The sequence below is a fragment of the Nonomuraea mangrovi genome, from assembly GCF_042681425.1.
GTDB lineage: Bacteria > Actinomycetota > Actinomycetes > Streptosporangiales > Streptosporangiaceae > Nonomuraea > Nonomuraea mangrovi.
Genome location: NZ_JBHUFV010000029.1, coordinates 32,150 through 50,808, shown reverse-complemented (window position 1 = coordinate 50,808; position 18,659 = coordinate 32,150). Strand labels below are relative to the sequence as shown.

The 18,659-nt window shown below is 68.6% G+C and carries 17 protein-coding genes and 4 pseudogenes; 10 read left to right on the top strand and 11 right to left on the bottom strand.

The genetic code is table 11. The features are described from left to right. Nucleotides 1-272 precede the first annotated feature (272 nt). Together ACFSKW_RS18240 and ACFSKW_RS18235 are read right to left on the bottom strand one after the other, a co-directional pair. Nucleotides 273-1,190 carry a TIGR03619 family F420-dependent LLM class oxidoreductase gene (locus ACFSKW_RS18240; protein WP_379573450.1) on the bottom strand — a complete coding sequence of 306 codons (918 nt, stop codon included), beginning with the start codon at nucleotides 1,188-1,190 and terminating at the stop codon, nucleotides 273-275. Between the two features lie 146 nt (nucleotides 1,191-1,336). Continuing rightward, nucleotides 1,337-1,867: a GNAT family N-acetyltransferase gene (locus ACFSKW_RS18235; protein ID WP_379573449.1), complete on the bottom strand. Its 531-nt coding sequence runs from the start codon at nucleotides 1,865-1,867 to the stop codon at nucleotides 1,337-1,339. Between the two features lie 292 nt (nucleotides 1,868-2,159). Between ACFSKW_RS18235 and ACFSKW_RS18230 the strand changes: the two genes are divergently transcribed. Next, on the top strand, nucleotides 2,160-2,558 hold the full coding sequence (locus ACFSKW_RS18230) for a hypothetical protein (RefSeq protein ID WP_379573448.1): 399 nt from the start codon (nucleotides 2,160-2,162) through the stop codon (nucleotides 2,556-2,558). A gap of 170 nt (nucleotides 2,559-2,728) precedes the next feature. Then, complete coding sequence (locus ACFSKW_RS18225) at nucleotides 2,729-3,361, top strand: LysE family translocator (RefSeq protein ID WP_379573447.1); 633 nt, start codon at nucleotides 2,729-2,731, stop codon at nucleotides 3,359-3,361. Between the two features lie 388 nt (nucleotides 3,362-3,749). On the opposite strand, the gene ACFSKW_RS18220 is transcribed toward ACFSKW_RS18225, so the two are convergent. Next, nucleotides 3,750-5,072 (bottom strand): FAD-binding oxidoreductase, encoded by a 1,323-nt coding sequence (locus ACFSKW_RS18220; protein WP_379573446.1) that lies wholly within the window; start codon nucleotides 5,070-5,072, stop codon nucleotides 3,750-3,752. A gap of 123 nt (nucleotides 5,073-5,195) precedes the next feature. Between ACFSKW_RS18220 and ACFSKW_RS18215 the strand changes: the two genes are divergently transcribed. Next, entirely contained in the window at nucleotides 5,196-6,251 is a 1,056-nt protein-coding gene (locus ACFSKW_RS18215) for a glycoside hydrolase family protein (RefSeq protein WP_379573445.1), read from the top strand. Between the two features lie 6 nt (nucleotides 6,252-6,257). On the opposite strand, the gene ACFSKW_RS18210 is transcribed toward ACFSKW_RS18215, so the two are convergent. Together ACFSKW_RS18210 and ACFSKW_RS18205 are read right to left on the bottom strand one after the other, a co-directional pair. After that, complete coding sequence (locus ACFSKW_RS18210; RefSeq protein WP_379573444.1) at nucleotides 6,258-6,584, bottom strand: hypothetical protein; 327 nt, start codon at nucleotides 6,582-6,584, stop codon at nucleotides 6,258-6,260. Between the two features lie 63 nt (nucleotides 6,585-6,647). After that, on the bottom strand, nucleotides 6,648-6,827 hold the full coding sequence (locus ACFSKW_RS18205; RefSeq protein WP_379573443.1) for a hypothetical protein: 180 nt from the start codon (nucleotides 6,825-6,827) through the stop codon (nucleotides 6,648-6,650). A 788-nt stretch (nucleotides 6,828-7,615) separates the two neighbouring features. Between ACFSKW_RS18205 and ACFSKW_RS18200 the strand changes: the two are divergent. Both ACFSKW_RS18200 and ACFSKW_RS18195 read left to right on the top strand, forming a co-directional pair. Continuing rightward, a pseudogene (locus tag ACFSKW_RS18200) lies at nucleotides 7,616-8,546 on the top strand (MBL fold metallo-hydrolase). Between the two features lie 271 nt (nucleotides 8,547-8,817). After that, nucleotides 8,818-9,090, top strand: a pseudogene (locus ACFSKW_RS18195) (ABC transporter substrate-binding protein); the annotation flags it as partial. Between the two features lie 17 nt (nucleotides 9,091-9,107). On the opposite strand, the pseudogene ACFSKW_RS18190 reads toward ACFSKW_RS18195, so the two are convergent. After that, nucleotides 9,108-9,689 (bottom strand): annotated as a pseudogene (locus ACFSKW_RS18190) (SGNH/GDSL hydrolase family protein); the annotation flags it as partial. Nucleotides 9,690-9,948: 259 nt separating this feature from the next. Here ACFSKW_RS18190 and ACFSKW_RS18185 point away from each other — a divergent pair. Next, nucleotides 9,949-11,991 carry an ATP-binding protein gene (locus ACFSKW_RS18185; RefSeq protein ID WP_379573442.1) on the top strand — a complete coding sequence of 681 codons (2,043 nt, stop codon included), beginning with the start codon at nucleotides 9,949-9,951 and terminating at the stop codon, nucleotides 11,989-11,991. Nucleotides 11,992-12,380: 389 nt separating this feature from the next. Here ACFSKW_RS18185 and ACFSKW_RS18180 read toward each other — a convergent pair whose 3' ends face one another. From ACFSKW_RS18180 to ACFSKW_RS18165, 4 genes and pseudogenes are all read right to left on the bottom strand, one after another. Further along, complete coding sequence (locus ACFSKW_RS18180; RefSeq protein ID WP_379573441.1) at nucleotides 12,381-12,551, bottom strand: hypothetical protein; 171 nt, start codon at nucleotides 12,549-12,551, stop codon at nucleotides 12,381-12,383. A gap of 46 nt (nucleotides 12,552-12,597) precedes the next feature. Next, nucleotides 12,598-12,885, bottom strand: a complete 288-nt coding sequence (locus tag ACFSKW_RS18175) for a hypothetical protein (RefSeq protein ID WP_379573440.1) — start codon at nucleotides 12,883-12,885, stop codon at nucleotides 12,598-12,600. A 457-nt stretch (nucleotides 12,886-13,342) separates the two neighbouring features. Then, on the bottom strand, nucleotides 13,343-13,567 hold the full coding sequence (locus ACFSKW_RS18170; RefSeq protein ID WP_379573463.1) for a hypothetical protein: 225 nt from the start codon (nucleotides 13,565-13,567) through the stop codon (nucleotides 13,343-13,345). Between the two features lie 67 nt (nucleotides 13,568-13,634). Next, a pseudogene (locus tag ACFSKW_RS18165) lies at nucleotides 13,635-13,745 on the bottom strand (D-alanine--D-alanine ligase family protein); the annotation flags it as partial. Nucleotides 13,746-14,012: 267 nt separating this feature from the next. On the opposite strand from ACFSKW_RS18165, the gene ACFSKW_RS18160 reads away from it, so the two are divergent. From ACFSKW_RS18160 to ACFSKW_RS18150, 3 genes are all read left to right on the top strand, one after another. Continuing rightward, nucleotides 14,013-14,813, top strand: a complete 801-nt coding sequence (locus ACFSKW_RS18160; RefSeq protein WP_379573439.1) for an NPP1 family protein — start codon at nucleotides 14,013-14,015, stop codon at nucleotides 14,811-14,813. A 407-nt stretch (nucleotides 14,814-15,220) separates the two neighbouring features. Then, nucleotides 15,221-15,817: a helix-turn-helix domain-containing protein gene (locus tag ACFSKW_RS18155; protein WP_379573438.1), complete on the top strand. Its 597-nt coding sequence runs from the start codon at nucleotides 15,221-15,223 to the stop codon at nucleotides 15,815-15,817. Between the two features lie 1,052 nt (nucleotides 15,818-16,869). After that, on the top strand, nucleotides 16,870-17,025 hold the full coding sequence (locus tag ACFSKW_RS18150) for a hypothetical protein (RefSeq protein WP_379573437.1): 156 nt from the start codon (nucleotides 16,870-16,872) through the stop codon (nucleotides 17,023-17,025). Between the two features lie 64 nt (nucleotides 17,026-17,089). On the opposite strand, the gene ACFSKW_RS18145 is transcribed toward ACFSKW_RS18150, so the two are convergent. Then, on the bottom strand, nucleotides 17,090-17,578 hold the full coding sequence (locus ACFSKW_RS18145) for a MarR family winged helix-turn-helix transcriptional regulator (protein ID WP_379573436.1): 489 nt from the start codon (nucleotides 17,576-17,578) through the stop codon (nucleotides 17,090-17,092). 146 nt (nucleotides 17,579-17,724) lie between these two features. Here ACFSKW_RS18145 and ACFSKW_RS18140 point away from each other — a divergent pair, with 146 nt between their 5' ends. Next, complete coding sequence (locus ACFSKW_RS18140) at nucleotides 17,725-18,654, top strand: NADP-dependent oxidoreductase (protein WP_379573435.1); 930 nt, start codon at nucleotides 17,725-17,727, stop codon at nucleotides 18,652-18,654. The last annotated feature ends 5 nt before the right edge of the window (nucleotides 18,655-18,659 follow it).

Here is an 18,659-nt window from a genome sequence, read left to right as displayed (position 1 = left end):
CGGCTGGACGACCGAAACACCCACATGAAACGATCTCGGGGCGCGCGACGACGACTTCGTGCGCATGGAAAGCCAACGACTGCCCCATACGGCCGCGAACAGCGCGGCGACAGCGCCGACTCCCCCGTGCGGGGAAGCCGTGCACGTACAACACGCTGCAGTCGGGGTCGTACGGACGGCACCGAAGGCTGCCAGTTCCTCCGCCCCTCCGGCTGAGCATGGCACCACAGCATCGGGCTTGCGACTACTCATTCGGGAAGCCCGTTGTCCGCTCAACCCGCGCGCAGCCCCGTGATGAGGGACTCCGCGACATCCAGCAGTTCGCCGCGCGATCGTGTCGTCGCCTGCACGTCGACGAACACTTCATGAGCGCCCGCCGCGCTCAGGGCGAACAGGTACTCGATGATCTGGCTGACGGTACCGGCATGGGGCACGTGGGCAGGGTCGGCCGGCTCATCAACGATCATCGGATTGAGCCGTATCACCATGCGCAGAGCCGATGGGTCCCGGCCGGCCCGCTCGGCGGCCTGCCGCGCCGTGCCCCACAACAACTCCAGGTACGGCTGAGGCAGTGCCACCCCCAGCCAGCCGTCGGCGCGCCTGCCGACGCGTTCCAGGGCCGCATGGGTGAAACCGGCGAGCAGGATCGGCGGACGGGGTCGTTGGGCGGGCTTGAGGTGAACGTGGGAAGGCGGCACCGTCCACAGCGGCCCCTTGTGCTCCACCACCTCCTCGACCCAGAGGGTCTCCATCAAGTCGAGCGTCTCCTCCAGCCGGACGCCCCTCCCCTGCCAGGGCACCCCCGCCGCCGCGTACTCGTCCCGCAACCAGCCCAGCCCGATGCCCACGTCTAGCCGCCCGCGGCTGAGCAGGTCGAGCGAGGCCAGGCTGCGAGCGAGCACGACGGCCGGCTGCCACAAGGCGTTGAGCGTGCTGGTCCCCAGCCGTATGTCGCTCGTGCTGAGGGCCGCCAAGGTCAGGGCGGACAACGGATCGAAGAACGTTGTGAAAGCCTCCGGGATCGTGCCGTCTCCTCCAGGATATGGATCACTGGGTGCCAGTGGCACGAGGATGCGGTCACTCGCCCACAGGCTGTCGTAGCCCATGCTCTCCAAACTCGCACTGGCACTGCCGATGAATTCCGGGTCGGCGAAGGCGCCATATTGTGGTACCGCGAAGCCGATGCGCATGCAGGATCCTTTGACCTTGAACGAAAAGTGGTTGTGGCGTGGAACGCCGCGTCCATTGCGGCGATCGCCACCAGGCAACGCCCAGGCACTCACTTCGGTGCGTCGCCCGGACGAGCCCCTAGAGACGCTTGCGGTAGACCACCAGGTCACATGGGGTGGCCGGCAACGGAGCCAGCGCCGGGTAGGACCCCTCGACCGGGCTGACGCCGGTCGCCGCGTCGGGTGTACCAGACGGGCAGGAACTCTTTGGATGGATGCGTCCAGGACCGGGGCGTGACGATTTCGAGCTGCATGACCGGGCGTCCGCTGTCGAGGGCGCGACACTCGGCGAAGGCGACCAACTCGTGGCCGATGCCGTGGCCGCTGTGCGCGGTATCGGCCGCGAGCATGCCGAACTCCGCCGCGCGGTGGTCCAGGGGCGGATGCGGACGCAGCCGACGATGTCCCAGGCAGGCCACTGCGACCTGCGCGGCGGCGGTCAGCTCGGCGACCTCCTCGAGGATCGTACGGGCCGCGCCCGCATGCCACAGGCCGCTCTCGGCCTCGGCGTAGACCTCGTTGACCAGGCCGGACAGCCGCGCGAGCACGGCGGGGTCGGCGTGCGCGCCGGACGGCAGCAGAGATAGACGAAAATCGTGCACGATGCCCTCGTTGGTGGGTGGGTGCCACAGCGGCACCGTATCGGCCGGGTCTATGCCGTCGCTCGCGTCACGTCAACCGGCGTCCGGCCGCCAGATCCAGTCCCGCCGCTGTACAGCGGGCGCAGCCGGCGCGGCGAGAGCCGTCGGCAGTTCTTCCATGTCAAACTCCTTACTGGTGAGTTGCCGTTCCCCAGCAGCCAGTGATCTTCGCGAAATCGGGCCGCAGTCTTCCGTATAGTCGGTGAGCGAACTGTCCACTTGCCAGCTCGTCCATTGCCCATGAACCGTCCGTTTCCGGGACGTGCGGCGTGGCGCGTGCCGTCAGCCGATGGCCTCCGTCGCCAAGCTGAGCGGCCGCTTTCCCGGCGGCCCGCTGGGCACGACCCTGAACGCGGTCGCGCTGCCCGATGGCAGCACCGATCCGTACATCCGGCAGGAGCGCTACCGCCAGCGGTTCACCGCCGATCTGTCACCGGGGCGCGCCACCTTGGACGCCGTCGCACCAGCGGCCGTTGAACGACCGGGCGCTCAATGCCTCCCGCCCCGCCGCCGTCGCCGACGTCATCCTCCAGGCCGTCAAAGCCATCGCCTGACGACCCTCGCCGCCGTGGGGCCGGCGGTGACGGCCGCCCAGTCGCGACGGAGATCGGACGCGAAGCCGCGCAACTCGATGATCGGGCTGAGCGGCTGCTCGGTGACCCAGTCCTGTGGTTCCGGCCCTCGCTGAACAACATGCACCGCGCGAACAAAAAGTGGGCAGGTGAAGATCTGGAAATGAGCAGCCGCCTCAGGTGCCCTTATACGAACGCGTCTCTCCTCCCCCACGCGGGGCCGCGGCGGAGATCCGCGCAGCGGGTGAGCGACGTGCATCAGCACCTGGATTCAAGGCGGATATCTATGATCAACTGGGTCGGCTTCATTCCTGCCGCTCTCCTCATCTCCCTCATCCCCGGAGCGAATCAGCTCCTTGGCCTGAGCAATGCCGTGCGCCATGGCACCGCGTATGCCCTGGCCGGAATCGGCGGGCGGCTGGCTGCCTTCGTCGTCCTCATCGGGCTGGTCGTGGCTGGGCTCGGCGCGATATTGGCCACCTCGGCCACGGCGCTCACGGTGATCAAGTGGGTGGGTGTCGTCTATCTCGCGTGGATCGGGTTCTCGAGTCTGCGCCGTGCCCGGCGCGCGCCGGCTGCCATCTCAACCGTCTCCCCGTCCGACACCGGCCAGAGGCTGCGGCCGCTCATCGTCAACGAATTCGTCGTGGGGATCAGCAATCCCAAGGCTCTGCTGCTCTTCGCCGCCTTGTTACCCCAGTTCACGGGCGGACCGGCAGATGACGCGGACAAGCAGCTCGTCTTGCTCGGGGTGGCCTACCTCGCCATCGAGTTCGTTGTCGGCCTCGGCTATATCGGAATCGGAAGCGGGATCGGGGCGATCGGGATCTCGGCGCGAACCCACCGCAGGATCGATCTCGGCAGCGGTCTGTGCTTCCTCGGCCTCGCCGGGCTCCTCGCCGTGGACGACGTCACCTGAGCCCCGGAACCGCCGTTCGGAGCCGGCTCGGCAGGATGCGTGCCGGCCATCGCGGGGGAACGGTCGCGATGGAGTGGCCGAGCACAAGCTCAGACCGACGACGGCAACGGCCCGCCGATCCAGGCCATGGAGTCGCTGACGCCGCCTCGGCGTAGGCACCTCGATGCGGCACTTGCCCGTGTGCAGGGTCAGTTCGGGCAGGAGCTCCACGGTCGGAGATCGGTGCCGTCACGTTACCCCAGCCGGGCACTGGGGTCCAGACCGGCGGGCACCCGTCGATGATGGGATCGGCCGGCAGCGACCATCCTTGGCCAGAGGGTCATCCGACGGGATTCGGCGGGATCGCGTGGTTGTTGAGCCGGAGCATGTCGCCGGGGTCGTAGGTGGTCTAGATCGCCCGGAGCCGCGCGTACGTCTCCGGCGTGTACGCCTCCTCCGTCTCGTCGGCGGCGGTCATAAAATTGAGGAACTTGTGGCCGGTCTGCCATTTGTCCAGGTCGGTGATCAGGGCGTCGAGCTGCGCGATCGGCGCGCGAGTCTGCTCCGGGGCGCCCACCGCCGCGCCGACCAGCGTGTACAGGGCGTCCCTGGCGCACACCGCGTTCGGTTGCTCGGGCTCCCGGGCCAGCGCACCGCCGAGATGACGCAGTTCCAGGAACATCCCGGCGAAGCCGGAGGCGGGCCCGGCGTGCCGCACGATCACCTCGACGGCCTCCGCCGTCAGCTCGGTCAGCAGCGTGCTGCGCTCGTCGTACGCCATCGGCTCGGTCGGGTCCTGGTGCACCTCGGCGTAGCGCGCGTAAGGCAGCACCTCCACCGTGTCCATGATCACGGGAGCGGCGGCACGGAGCGGCGCGAGCAGCCGCGCGCCCTCCGCCGCGTCCCCGGCGTGACTGACGCGCACGTGGACCACCAACCGCCCGCGCAGCGGCTCCGGCACGGACGGCAGCGCGGGCAGGCGGAGCAGCGCCAGGGAGGTGTTCAGCTCGTCAGGTGCGTCGATCGTGGTCCGGCGCCAGGCGTGCACCACGGCGGCGGTGTGCTCGCCGTCGAAGAACAGCCCGCCAGCGTAGGTCGAGGCGACCGGGAAAAGGGCAAACTCCAGCGCGGTGACGGCGCCGAAGTTGCTCTTGCCGCCGCGCACGGCCCAGAACAGGTCCGGCTCGGTCTCCGCGGTCACCCGGCGCAGCCTGCCGTCGGGGGTGACGAGGTCGAGGGCGTGCACGTGGTCGGCGGCCCAGCCGTAGGTACGGCCGAGCATCGGGCTGTGGCCGCCGCCGAGGACGTACCCGGCCACGCCCACCACAGGCGTGGAGCCGTTCAGCGGGGCGAGCCCGTGCGGGACGGCCGCGGCCACCACGTCGCCCCAGCGCGCGCCCGCCTCGACCCGTGCGACGCGGGCGGCCGGGTCGACGGTGACCGTGTTCATCTCTCGCATGGTGATCAGCACGGCGCCGTCGGCCGGGGTCAGCGGCTGGTGACCGGTGGACAACACAGCCGCCGGTAGGCCATGGGCCGCGGCGAAACGCACCGCCACCCGCACGTCCGCGGCCGTCGCGGCGGCGATGACCACGGCGGGGCGGTGGGCAACTGTCATGTTGAACGCAGCCGTCTCTGCCTCATACGCTGCGTCGCCCGGCAGCAGGACGGAGCCGGTGACCTCGGCGACCAGCGTGGCTGCCTCTTCCGAGCGGAAAAGGGGGACGTTCACGGAAGGTCACTCTCGAGGTCATTCTGCGGGCGGTCAAGGTCGTCGCCTGACGCGACGGGCCGACGGCGGGTGGCCTGTCCGGGGGCGGCCATCCGCCGTTGGCCGGCGGCAGGTGGACAGGAAATGGCCTGGCCGGTGGACAGGGAGCGGGGCGACCATGCCGGGACGGTTCACAGCATTCGATTTTCTGGAGAACACATGATAATGGTCCGGCCCGTCAGCCGGCGCAGTGTGCTGCGGGGCGCGGTGTTGCTCGGCGCCGCGGCGACCACCGTGGGCGTGACAGCAGCCCCTGCGGCCGCCGGTCCTGCCGGGATGCCGTCCTACCGCTACCTGCGTGACGCCCTGAACGTTTCGAAGTTGCGTTACAACCGCGATGGCGAGTTCATCTTCCCTACGATCCGGGGGGTGGGAGACAAGATCAGCGATGCTCGCGCCCGCTACTACCTCTACTACGCCCCGCACGAGAATCCCGGCGGCATCTGTGTGGCGTTCAGTGACTCTCTGAACCGGGAGTTCGTCGAGCACACCGCCAATCCGTTGATCGACAGATGGCTGCCGAGCACCACCGTCAGCCACGTCTCCTCTCCGCACGTCATCTGGGATTCGGCCACCAAGCAGTTCTTCTGCTACTTCCATGGTGAGAACACCGTGACCCGGGTGGCCCGCTCCCAGGACGGCATCAACTTCACCGACGAGACGCCCATCCTGAGCACTCGCCTCATACCGGGGACCTCTGAAACGTCATATGCGCGGGTGTTCGAGCACGCTCTGCCGGGGCGCAACAACAGGTACGTCATGGTCTTCATGGGTGTCAGGAACGGTCGGCGAATCTTCTACGGCTGGTCTCCCAACGGCTGGGACAACTGGCAGTTCAGCTCAACTCCGCTCGTCAACCACGAAGCCGACGGCGTGAGCGACATCTCAGGCCCCACGTTGGTCAAGCGCAATGGCACCGTGTACGTCGCATACCACGGCAGCGACGGCAAGATGCGCATCACTGAAGTCGGCGAGAACTTCGACAAGGAGGTCCACCTCGGCGTTTTCCACTCGCCGATCGCCTCGGACGAAGGCCGGGTGGCCGCGCCGTCCTTCGGCACGCAGGACGGCACCGAGTACATGTTCTACGAGGCCGGAGCGCGTCTGAAGGCGCGCATCTGCATAGCCCGGGCCGTCTGAGCGGCCTCAGCGCTCGCGCTCGCCGGCCTCTCTGAGCTGGGACTGGGAGGTGACGCCGAGGAAGGGGAAGGCCTGGTAGGGGCGTTCGCCCGGCGAACCCCCTGCCAGACGTGGTCCCAGAGCCGGAACAGGCTGACCAGGCGGCCGGAGCGGGTCCGCACCGGGTGCAGATGCGGCTTCGGGACTCCAGCCAGCTGTGTCGGGGCGGTAGACGTAGCGCAGCAGCTCCGTTCCGCCGCCCCCGTCACTGCAGTCGCGGACGGTGAGCTCCGTGCCGCTGTCGTGCACCGTGAGCCCTGCCCCGGTGCCCCGGCGGGTGGCCAGCGCGGTCATACGGCCTCCTTGACGCGCGGCCATAGCATGGCGCCACCGTCCATGGCGCGCACGAAAGGATCGTCACCGGTGAGTTCGCCGGCGGCGGAACGCGGAGGCGTAAGTGGCGGCGGCGAACTCCAGAGTGCGGCGCGCTTCGGCGAGGCTCACCGCAGGTTCGGTGCCGTGCCGCAGCGCGTCCAGGACCGCCGCGATCTGCAGCAGGTGCCCGCTCTCGACGTCGCCGCGTCGTCGCTCCGCCATTGGTCGGCCAGGTGCTCGTGGCCAGGGGCGGGAGTGAAGCGCCAGTGCTTCTCGCGGTAGCCGTGGAGGTGCTCCAGCTCGACGGTGGCGTGCTCGAAATCGAAGCGGAGGCGTGAGGTTTCGCGCGGGGCGAGCAGTTAATTGACGACATGGTGTCTGACGACCTTCTGCGGCATATGTGACAGCGACTTGCACGGCGTCGTCCGAGCCCGGCATGGGACGACCAGGAGGCGGCCACTTCGAGGAGGTCTGAGCGTACCGGGCCGCTGCGAGCGCATCGCCACGCTCGGCGGCGGCGCCCCCCGTTTCCCCGAGCGCGGCGCAACCCGAGCGAAGCTGCTCGCCGCTCTTGCCGGCTGAACGGGCGCCCGTCCTGCCCGAATAGGACGGCCGCCGTGGGCGAGAAGGGGTCGTGTCATCGGGTGATCGTGCCGAGCAGTTCCGCCCTCCTCAGGCCGGTCGCCGACGCGTCCGCCCCCCAGGGACTGGAGGGCTGGCTGAGGGAGCGGTGAGCGATCACCGTGATGTCCTTCGCTGAAGAGGGTGTGGCAGCGGGTGATTGGACGGTGAGATCATGCCGTCCGCTGTCTCCGCTTCCCAGACCACTTGGCTGCCCAATATCCGGCCATGTGCTGTTCACCGCCGCCGTGGACACCCCCAGACGGGCCACGGTGCTCGCCCATTGGCCAGAGGCCGGTCTGTGAAGTGGACAGTGCCGGACGCGACGCTGGGCCGGTGTGTTTGCGACAAGTGACGATGCCGGACATGGCCGGACGGGCGGAGTGGTGATGGTGGGAGAGCATGCCGAAGCGGCAGGGCTGCATGAGATCGTTCCTGGGGTCTTCGCCTGGGTGCAGCCGGACGGCACCTGGTGGGTGAACAACGCCGGAGTTGTGGCGGGCGACGACGGCGTTGTGGTCGTCGACACGTGCGCGACCGAGCAGCGTACTCGCCGATTCTTGGCGGCGGTCGCTGCAGCGGCCGGCGACGCCCCCGTGCGGATGGCGGTGAACACCCATCAGCACGGGGATCACTCCTCCGGCAACAGCCTGCTGCCGGACCACACCGTGATCTTCGGACACGAGGCGATGCGGGACGCGCTGCTGGCCGATCCCCTGATCGACGGGTGCCCGCCGATCTGGACCCCGGTCCCGGACTGGGGGAACGTGACGCGCCGCGTTCCTGACGTGGCGTTCCGGTCCGAGCTGACGCTCCACTCCGGCAGGCGCCGTCGAGCTGCGGCATCCCGGCCATGCCGCGCACACGACCGGCGACGTGGTGGCCTGGCTTCCTGAAGAGCGTGTGCTGTTCACCGGCGACCTGCTGTTCAACGGCCTCACGCCCATGGTTTTGATGGGGTCGCTGGAAGGGGCGCTGAAGTCGCTGGACTGGCTCGCGGCCTTCGAGGCCGAGCACGTGGTGCCGGGACACGGGCCGCTCGCGGGCAGGAGCGATCTGCCGGAGATTCTGGCCAGGCACGAGCGTTACTACCGCTTCGTGCTCGACGTCGCCGCGAAGGGACGCGAGAGAGGCCTTGCGCCGCTGGCCGCCGCGCAGGAGGCCGATCTCAGCGAGTTCGCCGAGTGGGCGGACGCCGAGCGACTGGTGCTCAACCTGCACCGGGCCTACGCCGAGGCGGCGGGCGGCGAGGTGGACCTCCTCACCGCCTTCGGCGACGCCATGACGTGGAACAGCGGGCCGCTGCCGACGTCCGTCTGAGCCGGGCAAGAACGAGCGTCCAGCAGCGTCGTGCTGCTCGGACGGGCACTCGAATTGGTCAGGTATTGAGCTGTCTTGCTTCCGATCTGAAGTGAAGTCACTGACGGGGCAAGGAGTTCCTACGTTGACAAGCAAGGTACTGACCGGACTGCTGGCCATCGGCGCGATACTGGGCGCCGGCGCGTGCGGCGCGGACAAGACGGAGGCGACGGGTGCGACCGGCGGCTGCGACACCAGCAAGGGCACGCTGGTCGTCGGCGTGATCGCCCCCATGTCGGGCAAACTGTCGGCCATCGGGCTGGGCATCCGCAACTCGGTGCGGCTCGCGGTCGAGCAGGCCAACGAGAAGTGCGCGGTCAAGGGCTACAAGCTCACGATGGACGCGCAGGACGACGAGGCCAATCCGGACAAGGGCGCGACGGCGTCCCAGCGGTTCGCGGACGACGTGGACGTCGTGGGCATCGTCGGGTCGTACAACTCCGGGGTGGCCAGGGCCATCCAGCCGAAGATCGCCTCGTCGAAGCTGGTGCAGATCTCGCCCGGCAACACCGACCCCGCGACCAGCGCGACCGTGGCTTCCGGGCTCTTGCGCTTGACGTCGGTCACCACGTCGGCGAAGCGCGACTTGACCGCGTCGAGGCGGGTGAGGATCTTGTCGGCCGTACCCTCCTTGTACGTCTGGCGGCACGGGTCGCCGGTCGGCTGCCGCAGGCCGAGGGTGGCGCAGGTGGTGACGAGCTCCGTGAAGCCGATGTCGTTGCCGCCGATGGTCACCGTGACCAGGCTGGTGTCCTTCTTGAGCGCGCTGATCTGCTTCGGCTCGCCACCCTCCGCGTTCCAGATGCTGCGGGTGGTGGCGCCGCTGCACGCGACGTTCTGGTAGCTCTGCGGTTGGGCCACCGCCCGCAGCACGGACGGATAGTTGGTCGCGCCGCGGCCGCACCTCGCGTCCTGGACGGGAGTGATGCCGTAGCCGGAGGCGTAGGAGTCGCCGAGCGCGACGTAACGGATGCCGGACGCGGCGCCGCTGCCGGCCGAGGCGGCTCCCGGGCCTGCGGTGACAAGCGCGGCACAGGTGCCAAGGACGGCGCTCGCCGTCACGGTCGCGCGCCGGACGGTGCGCAGGCGGTTGTAGGGGGACATGAAGCAAGCCTCCAGCGGAGTATGAGCATGATGGGGAGACCTGACCCGTCTTCGCCCTGGGGCGGGCGCCGCCCAGAGCGTGGTGGCGGGTCCAGATCTTCCTGAGGCACCCTCGTAGCCGGAGCTGTCCATTCGCCAGCGCGTGTCATGTCCATTCCGTTTTTCCTGGCGTCGGCTTGAACGGCCCAGGAGCAGAATGCGTAGAAGTACACGGAATGTACGCCTGGTCTGGCTGTCTGGAGTTACTACAGTTGTCCCCATGAGTTCGGGGGACGAGCAGGATTTCATGGTGTTGGAACGACGTCTGCAGGCCATGCGTGAGCGGACCTTCGTCGGCAGGGAGGAAGAGCTCGGCGTCTTCAGGTCGGCGCTGCGCGGCGCCTGCAGCGTCCTGTACGTCCACGGTCCTGGCGGCGTGGGCAAGTCCGCGCTGCTGAGGCGCTTCGAGCAGGAGGCGAAGGCGGCGGGGCGGCCCGTGACAACGCTGAACGCATACACGCTGGAGCCTACGCCCGCGGTGTTCGAGGCCGAGGCCGGATCAGTGCTCGGCGACGAGCGCGGGGTGCTGATTATCGATACGTTCGAGCGAGTGCAGGGTCTGGAGGGCTGGCTGCGCGAGCGGCTCCTCCCGCGCTTGCCGGTCGGCGCGCTGGTCGTGGTGGCCGGGCGCATCGCGCCGGACCTGCTGTGGGCGGCCGACCCCGGCTGGGCGGAGGCGCTGCGGGTGCTGCCGCTGCGCGACCTGGCTCCCGCGGACGCGGCGGCGTTGCTGGACGTCCGCGGCGTGGCGGACGACCTGCGCGGGCAGTTGCTGGCCTTCGCGGGTGGCCATCCCCTGACCCTGTCCCTGGGGGCGGCGGTGGCGGTCAAGGACCGTGGGGCGAGCTCGCGCTGGACGCCCGCGCGGGACGTGATATCCACCCTGCTCGACCAGCTCGTCGGTGAGGTGCCCAGCGCGGCCCACCGGCACGCGTTGGAGGTCTGCGCGCACTCGTACGTAACCACCGAGGACCTGCTGCGCGAGATCCTGCCGGACGACGCCACGGCCCTGTTCGCCTGGCTGCGCCGGTTGCCCTTCGTGGAGTCCAGCCGGCTCGGTCTGTTCCCCCACGACGTCGTCCGCGAGGTGCTGGAGGCCGACCTGCGCTGGCGCGACCCGCAGGGATACGCGGACATGCATCGGCGCATCACCGCCTTCCTGGCCGACCGCACGCGTGTCACGAGCGACGCCGAGGTTCTCGGAGCCGTCGGCTCGCTCTTCTATGTGTACCGCGTCGTCGGATCGACGGCGGAGTTCCACAGCTGGCGGGGCGACGGCGAGGTGTACGAGGACGCCTTCCGCCCCGAGGACGCCGAGGCGCTGGCACGGATGGCCTCGGAGGTGGAGAACGACGAATCGGGCACCGCCGTGGCCTACTGGACCGCCCGGCAGCCGCAGGCGTTCCGCCTCTACCGCAGGGCGGAGACCGGCGAGCTGGTGGGCTTCTGCTCCTGGCTGCGGCTGTACGAGCCCTCCGAGGAAGAGGCGCGTATCGATCCGATCGTCGCCACGGCCTGGGCCAACGCCCGCGCCATGGCGCCACTGCGGCCCGGCGAGCACCTGGCCGTCGGCCGGACGTGGGTGCGCGCGGAATACAGCGACGCATCCCCGGTCACGGACCTGATCCAGTGGCGAGCCGTCGGCTACTGCCTGCGGGCCGACCGCATGGCCTGGTCGTTCATGGCCATGCGCGACGACGACCCCATGCGTGACTACCTGCGGACCTACGACATGCACGACGTCGGAGAGCACGCCTGGCTCGGCAACACCGAGTACGCGCTGTTCGCCCACGACTGGCGGGCGGTCGCCGCGCAGGCCTGGCTCGACCGGCTCGACCGGCTGCTGCTCGAGGGCGCGCAGGAGGCCGTGGCCGTCCCGGCCTCCAGCATGGCGGTGCTGTCACAGGCGGATTTCGCCGACGCCGTACGCAAGGCGCTGCGTCACCTGTCCCGCCCCCGTGAGCTGGCCGCCAATCCGCTGACCCGCACCAGGATCGTCGTCGAACACGGCGGTACGGATCCCGCCAAGGCGCTGCGGGATCTCATCGAGCAGGCCATCGGCCGCCTGAGCGGTGATCCGCGTGCGGACAAGTTCCATCGGGCCCTGGTCACGACCTACCTCCGTGGCGCCCCGACGCAGGAAGCCGCCGCCGAGCGCCTGGGGCTGCCCTTCACCACTTACCGCCGCCATCTCGCCGCCGGCATCGAGCGCGTGTGCGAGGAGCTCTGGCACCACGAGATCTACGGGGCGGTCGACGGCTGAAGGTGGGTCGCGGCCGTGCCAGACGGTGTCCCAGCGTACCTTCCGTGCCCTTGACCCAGACGAGCCAGACGGCCACGCCGTTCTTGTCACCGACCTTCTTGCCCGGCTCACGCACCTCCTGCTCCGCATTGGCCAAGGCGGTCAGCCTGGTCTCCGCCTCCGTGTCCAGGAACTCGTCGAGCTCGAGCTTCGGCACGCGCTTGAGCTGGGCTCGTACGGCGCCGCCCGCCATCATCTGTTCGACACCACACCGCCGAGCGGCCTGCCGCCGCGACGATTCGGTCCGCGTCAGTTCGGCGGCTGCCCCGTCTCATGACCTTGGCGTTCCACCGCCGAATCACGCCTCGGCGGTGGACGGCCGGAGCATCACGCCCAACGTCGCCGTCACGTCACTTCTCACCGTGGATCGACAGAGGATCTCGCGCGAACCGGCCCTCGATCTCCCTGGTTCCCAGACGACCGCGCCGCTCCATCGGCCAGAGCGCGGGCTGCGGGCCGTCACGGAAGCGGGGCCGGATGTTGACCAGGTAGTCCTGGACCGCCTCCACCGCCCACGGCATCAGGCGGAGGACCGTCCGCCGCCGTGGCGGAAGGCCCTTCGCGCCCTTACCCGCCCGTACGTACAGGGAGCCGAAACGGGCCCAGCTCCGGTGCGTCTTCGTGCGGGTGGAAGTCGGTGACGTCCAAGGCGGACGCCTCCGAACAGCGCAGTCCCCAGGCGTAGAGGACCTTGAAGACGGTTGCGTCCCGGTAGCGGGCCAGGGCTCCCTTGTGACTGCGGCGCAGCGCCACGTCGACCTGTGCGTCGGCGTGGTCGAGAAGGTCCTGGATCTCTTCGCGGGTCATCGGCCGGCGTCCCGGGTCGCCGTGGTAGCCGACCAGATGGATGCCCATGTTCCAGTCATGGCAGACCTGCTCGGGCGCCCTGCCGAATTGAGACCGGCACTGCGCCGGCCACCCGCTGCGCGGCTCGGTGACGTAGCCACAGAAGAACCGCAGCGCGGCCTGGTAGCTGCGTACAGTCGAGTGCGCCCCGGCGCAGGTCGACGGTCAGATGGATGGATGATCCACCTGTCGACGTGTTCGGGTGACCACTGCCACGGGTAGGCGCCGGCGAACCTGGCGAAGCGGCGCACGATCTGCTCGCGGAAATCAAGCGTGGACGCCTGGAAACGTCCCGTGCCGCGCTGTTGCCGCAGCCAACCTTCGAGCATCGCGTCGAAGACGTCGTCCTCGGAGCAGGTCAGGATGGTCTCGTCCCCGTGCGTCCGCCTCGCGGACGCCACGCTCAGCACATCAGACATCGCCGTAACCGTTCCCTTTTCCCTTCATGTGCTGTTGACCGCGCCGATCAGGTTCCGGCCAGCTCAAGCGGCAGAGGCGCTGAGCCCGATCTCACTGGAGGCCTTGACGAACACCACATCCCCTGGTTCGACAAGCCCGGCGGCCAGGCTGTCCCATCGCGCGTCACGCCCTGGTCGACGATGACCACCCGGTCGTAGGTGAACGCCGGCTCGATGCCCGCGCGCAGTTTCTCCAAGGAGGTGACCCGTGAGACGCCGACGGAGGAGCCCATGTTGGCCGGTTTGACGTACATCGGCCGGCCACCTGCCCTGCCGGTCGATGATGACGAGGGTGGGCTTGTACAGATCCCTCGGCAGGGCGTCGAGCACTGCCTGCGCCGACTGGTGCGACACCTCGTGCTCGGCGGACGGCCCGCCTGCCAGCACGGCCACGCGCAGGCGTTCAGTCATGATCGATCTGCCTTTCCATGGGCGAGTGCGCCTAAAGCGCCGGCGACCACCGTCTGGACGCCGTTCTTCAGGGTGGCGATCGGTCATGCCGGGCGGCGGAGGCCGCAGAACAGGGCGCGATACTGAACACCGAATGATCTATCAAATGGGCAGAAGTCCGTACGACGCTGCGAGGGCCTTGTAAGCCCCACCGCTGCCCCGTCGCAGCCGGACATCCTGGAGACCGAGACCCCTATGGTCGCGCAACTCTCATCTCTTGTGCGCCGCGTGTCCTTGGCCGGTGCCACCATGGCGCTCACCCTGGCCGGCGTCACCAGCGTCACCACCCCTCCCGCCTGGGCCAACGAGCCCTTCTACCCCAAGGCGCCCGTTGACCTGATCATGCCGGCCATGCCGCAGTGGAACTTCGCGCAGGCCAACAACAACCCCACCTGCTGGCCTTCGGACTCCCTCGTCGGCTCGAATTTCGCCCAGTCCGCGTCCGCCGGCCGCAAGGCCTGGCCGGACGCCGACTCGGGCTGCCCCGCGGTCAACTCGTCGTTCCCGACCTACGTCTCGGCCAGGAAGTGCGCCGAGGGCGTAGTACGCACCAGTTACACGCTCTACTTTAAGAAGGATGGGTTCGCCCCCGGCGAGCTCGGACACGGTCACGACTTCGAGTACGTCATCGTGGAGTGGCGCAAGCGTGACGGCGCCTATTACCGGGACAAGCTGATCATGAGCAGGCACGGCAAGCACTTCGGCCGCAACTGGGCCGATGTGGAGAGCTGGAACGGCGCGCGCGCCGGCGCCGGCCTGGGCTTGGAGCATCCGGCCATCTACGTCGGCTGGGGCAAGCACGCCATGTTCAACAGCCAAGGCGGCCTGAAGGACCTCACCTCCCAGTTCACCAACGACGAATACCGCAGCACCACCTGGCGAGTCTGGCCCAAGAACACCTGGCTGGTCGGCGACAAGCTGCACGCCGGCCTGTGGGATCGATACAACTGGGGGTCTGCGACCAGCACCCCTGAGGTCGTCTCCCGCAACCTGTGCAAGTACACCTGGATCTACGAACCTGGCGTATGACCAGCTTCCGGCCGACCGGGGTTCCGGGGAGTGAGACCTGACCCAGGCGGCCGGAGCCTTTCAGGGAGCCTGCGAGTGGGCAGGAGTGGCGTACCTGTTCTACCTCGGCGGGCGAAGTCTGTGGTCATCGTGGCGGCGCCCAGCCGAGTCCGACCGGCCCGGTCGGCACAGACCCGACACCGGGGGAGTCCTGGCACTCGGTCGCGAAGAGTTCCTCGTCGCCGCCGGCAATCCGAAGGCCGTGCTGCTATTCGCCGCCTTGCGCTGCCCCAGTTCGTCTCGGGACCCGGATCGATCGTCGGTGGCCTGCTACGAGGGCCTGTCCCGCTCGAAAACACGGTTTCGGGCTCTGAGCTGGGATTCTGCTGCGCGATCAGTTCGGAGGCTGTCACCATCGCGGAGTATTGTTGTCGCTGATCTACCGGGTGGTTCGGTGCTTGTGCAGCCTTGTGGCGGTGCTGGTCCGCTCTGATCTGTCCAGGGACGTTGAGCTGCTGGCGCTGCGTCATGAGAATCAGGTGCTCCGCCGTCAGCTCGGTGGCCGGTCGCGGTGGGGTCACGTCGACCGGCTCTGGCTTGCGGCATTGTCTCGGCTGCTTCACCGTCGCCGGTGGGAGGAGGTGTTCCCGGTCACCCCGGCGACGATCTTGCGCTGGCATCGTAGCCTCGTGGTGCGAAAGTGGACCTTCACCGACAGGCGGCGCCCGGGACGGCCTTGTACCCGCCGGCCGGTCAAGGCGCTGATTGTTCGGATGGCGCGGGAGAATCCAACCTGGGGGCACAGGAGGATCCAGGGCGAGTTGGCCCGCCTGGGCTACCAGGTCGCGGCCTCTACGGTGTGGGAGATCCTGCACGCGGCCGGTATCGATCCGGCGCCCCGCCGGGCTGGGCCGACGTGGCGGCAGTTCCTGTCCGCTCAGGCGCACGCGATCATCGCGTGTGACTTCCCGGTGGCCGAGACCGTGCTGCTCAAGCGGCTGGCAGTATCTAGCCCGCAAGCTTAACCGCTGCATGACGTTTTGAGCTGCGACCAGCTCAGCGCCCGGAGAGCGTTTCGCGCATGCCTGCCGGAGTGGGCGGGCGGACGCCGGTGCGGTGGGGCGCTCGCTGCGCAGCTACATAGGCAGGTCCGCGCAGCTGCCGATGCCAGGCGACCGGGTTCACCCGGTCACCGACATCTACTACGGCGTGCAGATTTCCCCACTGCCGTGCAGGAGGACCCCCGTCTGTCGTCATCGTATACGGCCTTGCTGCTCCACCCGCAGACGTCGATACCGAAGAGATCTTCCTCTACGGTAATATAGCGCTTTCCCCGAAGATCGATGCCCTTACGGTCCTTACCTCCGACGATATTGACGTCCAGCCACACCCTGTCTCCGGGAGTGCGGACTACGCCCATCCGGAATTTTGTGGCCGACTCCTTGTTTCCGCTGCACTGGGCGCGAGAATTGCCGCTGGTGGTCGTTAAGATGCAGTAATCGGCAACGAAAAACGTGTTGTTCGTGTTGATCATGATGTTGTAGCGACCTTCGCCGACCTGCGCACTGGCACTGGGGCGCCCGTCCCAACGAGCAGGATAGTCGCGCTAACTAACGCCACAAATCCCGCGAGGCTACTTTTGATCATTTGCTTTGCATGCACCTTTCTAGCTCCAACTTGACCCGAATCCGGATTTCGCACTGATGTGGCGGCACTTGATACATCCTGGCGGACATATGTTTTGCCGCAGCGCCATCGTGGCGTCGAGATCAACACTAGCCCCCATATGAAATCGGCGACATGCCACATGACTATCCATTTTCTGCCCATTCACTGCTCGCCCTGCGGTGAAGGCATGCGAGGAACAACGCCTTCGGCCCGCGTCCCGCCACTCTCGAAGTTCCTCGACGATGCTCCGCGACGGCCGTCTCGTCCCCGTCACCCGCGATGCGTTCGAGCAGGGCATCGCCCAGCTCGGCAACGGACCGGCGGACCCGGACGCATGTGAGCAGGTGGCGCAGCAGCTTGTCGGCGCACGCGGACCCGCGTGAGCGGGACGAGGAACTGCCGGAGCCAGGTGTCCAGCGCCTTTCTGGATAACCCGGCTTCGCTGGCCGTCTCCGGCAAGCTCGGCTACCAGCCCGACGGCCTGTCGGTGCACCAGGTACGCGGCCAACGGGCCGTCCTGCAGCGCCTGCGCCTCGAGAGCGGGAACCGCAGCTACGAGCGGTAAAGGTGCTGCTGGACGCGCTGGTAGACGGTATCGGGCGTTTCGTCGTTGCTGAATGGCTGGGCTCTTACTTGCGGGATTTGCGGGGGGCGGCGGAGCGGGGCGGCTCGGCGCGCATGTGGTTGCGGACGCGGGTCATGATGTCGCCGAGGTCGCGCAGGTCCTCTTCAGCGAGGGGGTTGAACAGCAGGCGGCGCACGACCTCGATGTGGCCGGGCAGGACGCGCCCGACGAGGGCGAGGCCACCGTCGGTGATGGTGACCAGTGTGGCACGCTCGTCGTCGGGGCTGGGGCCGCGCGTGACGAGGCCGGCCTTCTCCAGCAGGCCAGCCTGATAGGTCAGGCCGCTGCGGCTGTAGACGACGCCGTCGGCCAGTTCGGTCATGGTCAGCTGCCTAGCGTCGGCGAGGTGGGCCAGGAGCTGGAACTGCACGTAACTCAGGTCGCCCTCCGCCCGCAACTGCTGCTCGACGGCGTGCTGGAGCAGGCTGACGGCCTCCATGAGCGCGAAGTAGGTGCTCAGCTGCGCGGGGTGGAGGGCGTCGGTGTCAGGCATCCGCCCATCCTATATGTTTCGAATTCAAAGCACACCTCGAAAGCGCGGTGGCGAACGTCACATCCTTCCCGGGATTGCTTTGAACTCGAAGCAGGTTACTGTCTTCGCATCGCTTCGAATTCGAAGCAACAACTCGAGGAGAGATCATGAAGGCAGTCCGGTACCACCGCTACGGCGACAGCGACGTCCTGACTTACGAAGAGGCGGACCGCCCCGTCCCCGGCACGGGGCAGGTGCTGGTGAAGGTGGCCGCCACCTCGTTCAACCCGGTCGACGCGGCGATCCGCGCCGGATACCTGCAGCAGGTGTTCCCGCTGGTCTTCCCGCACGTGCCAGGCATCGACGTCGCCGGCACCGTCGCCGAGCTCGGCCCGGACGTCACCGGCTGGAGCGCCGGAGACGCGGTCGTGGCATTCCTGCCGATGAGCGCGCCCGGCGCCGCCGCCGAATACGTGCTCGCGCCGTCCGAGGCACTGGCCGCCGCTCCGCGGACGGTGGATCTGGCCGACGCCGCCGCCCTCCCCGCGACCGCCCTGACGGCCTGGCAGGCACTGTTCGAGCACGCCGAGCTGAGGGCCGGGCAGACCATCCTGATCAATGGCGCCGGCGGCGCGGTCGGCGGGTACGCCGTCCAGCTCGCCAAGCGGGCCGGAGCCACCGTCACCGCGACCACGAGCGCGCGCAGCGCCGACCGGGTCCGGGCCCACAGGGCCGACCGGATCATCGACTACACCGTCACCCCCGTCACCCAGGCCGCCGGCGTCCGGTTCGACGTCGTGCTCAACCTGGTGACCACCTCGGCGGAGGAGACCGCCGCCCTGGTCGGCCTCGTCAGCGACGGCGGGGTCCTGGTCAGCACCACCACCCCCGCTCCCGAGGACACAGCGCGCGGGGTGCGGACGGTGCGGGTGTTCGCCCGCAGCGACGCCGCCCGGCTCGCGGAGCTCGTCGCCCTCGTCGACGCCGGCGAGCTGCGGATCGACGTCGCCGACCGGCGCCCGCTGGCAGACCTCGCCGACGTCCACGAGCAGGCCGTCACCGGGAGGCTCACCGGCAAGACGGTCATCACTGTCTGACCCTT

Excerpts from the sequence above, each read along its gene's own strand:
- ACFSKW_RS18230 (WP_379573448.1), top strand. The coding sequence starts at position 2,160 with ATGGCCTCCGTCGCCAAGCTGAGCGGCCGCTTTCCCGGCGGCCCGCTG.
- ACFSKW_RS18140 (WP_379573435.1), top strand. The coding sequence starts at position 17,725 with ATGAAGGCAGTCCGGTACCACCGCTACGGCGACAGCGACGTCCTGACT.
- ACFSKW_RS18145 (WP_379573436.1), bottom strand. The coding sequence starts at position 17,578 with ATGCCTGACACCGACGCCCTCCACCCCGCGCAGCTGAGCACCTACTTC.
- ACFSKW_RS18185 (WP_379573442.1), top strand. The coding sequence starts at position 9,949 with ATGAGTTCGGGGGACGAGCAGGATTTCATGGTGTTGGAACGACGTCTG.
- ACFSKW_RS18210 (WP_379573444.1), bottom strand. The coding sequence starts at position 6,584 with ATGACCGCGCTGGCCACCCGCCGGGGCACCGGGGCAGGGCTCACGGTG.
- ACFSKW_RS18175 (WP_379573440.1), bottom strand. The coding sequence starts at position 12,885 with ATGGGCATCCATCTGGTCGGCTACCACGGCGACCCGGGACGCCGGCCG.
- ACFSKW_RS18225 (WP_379573447.1), top strand. The coding sequence starts at position 2,729 with ATGATCAACTGGGTCGGCTTCATTCCTGCCGCTCTCCTCATCTCCCTC.
- ACFSKW_RS18180 (WP_379573441.1), bottom strand. The coding sequence starts at position 12,551 with ATGCCGTGGGCGGTGGAGGCGGTCCAGGACTACCTGGTCAACATCCGG.
- ACFSKW_RS18240 (WP_379573450.1), bottom strand. The coding sequence starts at position 1,190 with ATGCGCATCGGCTTCGCGGTACCACAATATGGCGCCTTCGCCGACCCG.
- ACFSKW_RS18205 (WP_379573443.1), bottom strand. The coding sequence starts at position 6,827 with ATGGCGGAGCGACGACGCGGCGACGTCGAGAGCGGGCACCTGCTGCAG.
- ACFSKW_RS18170 (WP_379573463.1), bottom strand. The coding sequence starts at position 13,567 with ATGGGCTCCTCCGTCGGCGTCTCACGGGTCACCTCCTTGGAGAAACTG.
- ACFSKW_RS18215 (WP_379573445.1), top strand. The coding sequence starts at position 5,196 with ATGGCCTGGCCGGTGGACAGGGAGCGGGGCGACCATGCCGGGACGGTT.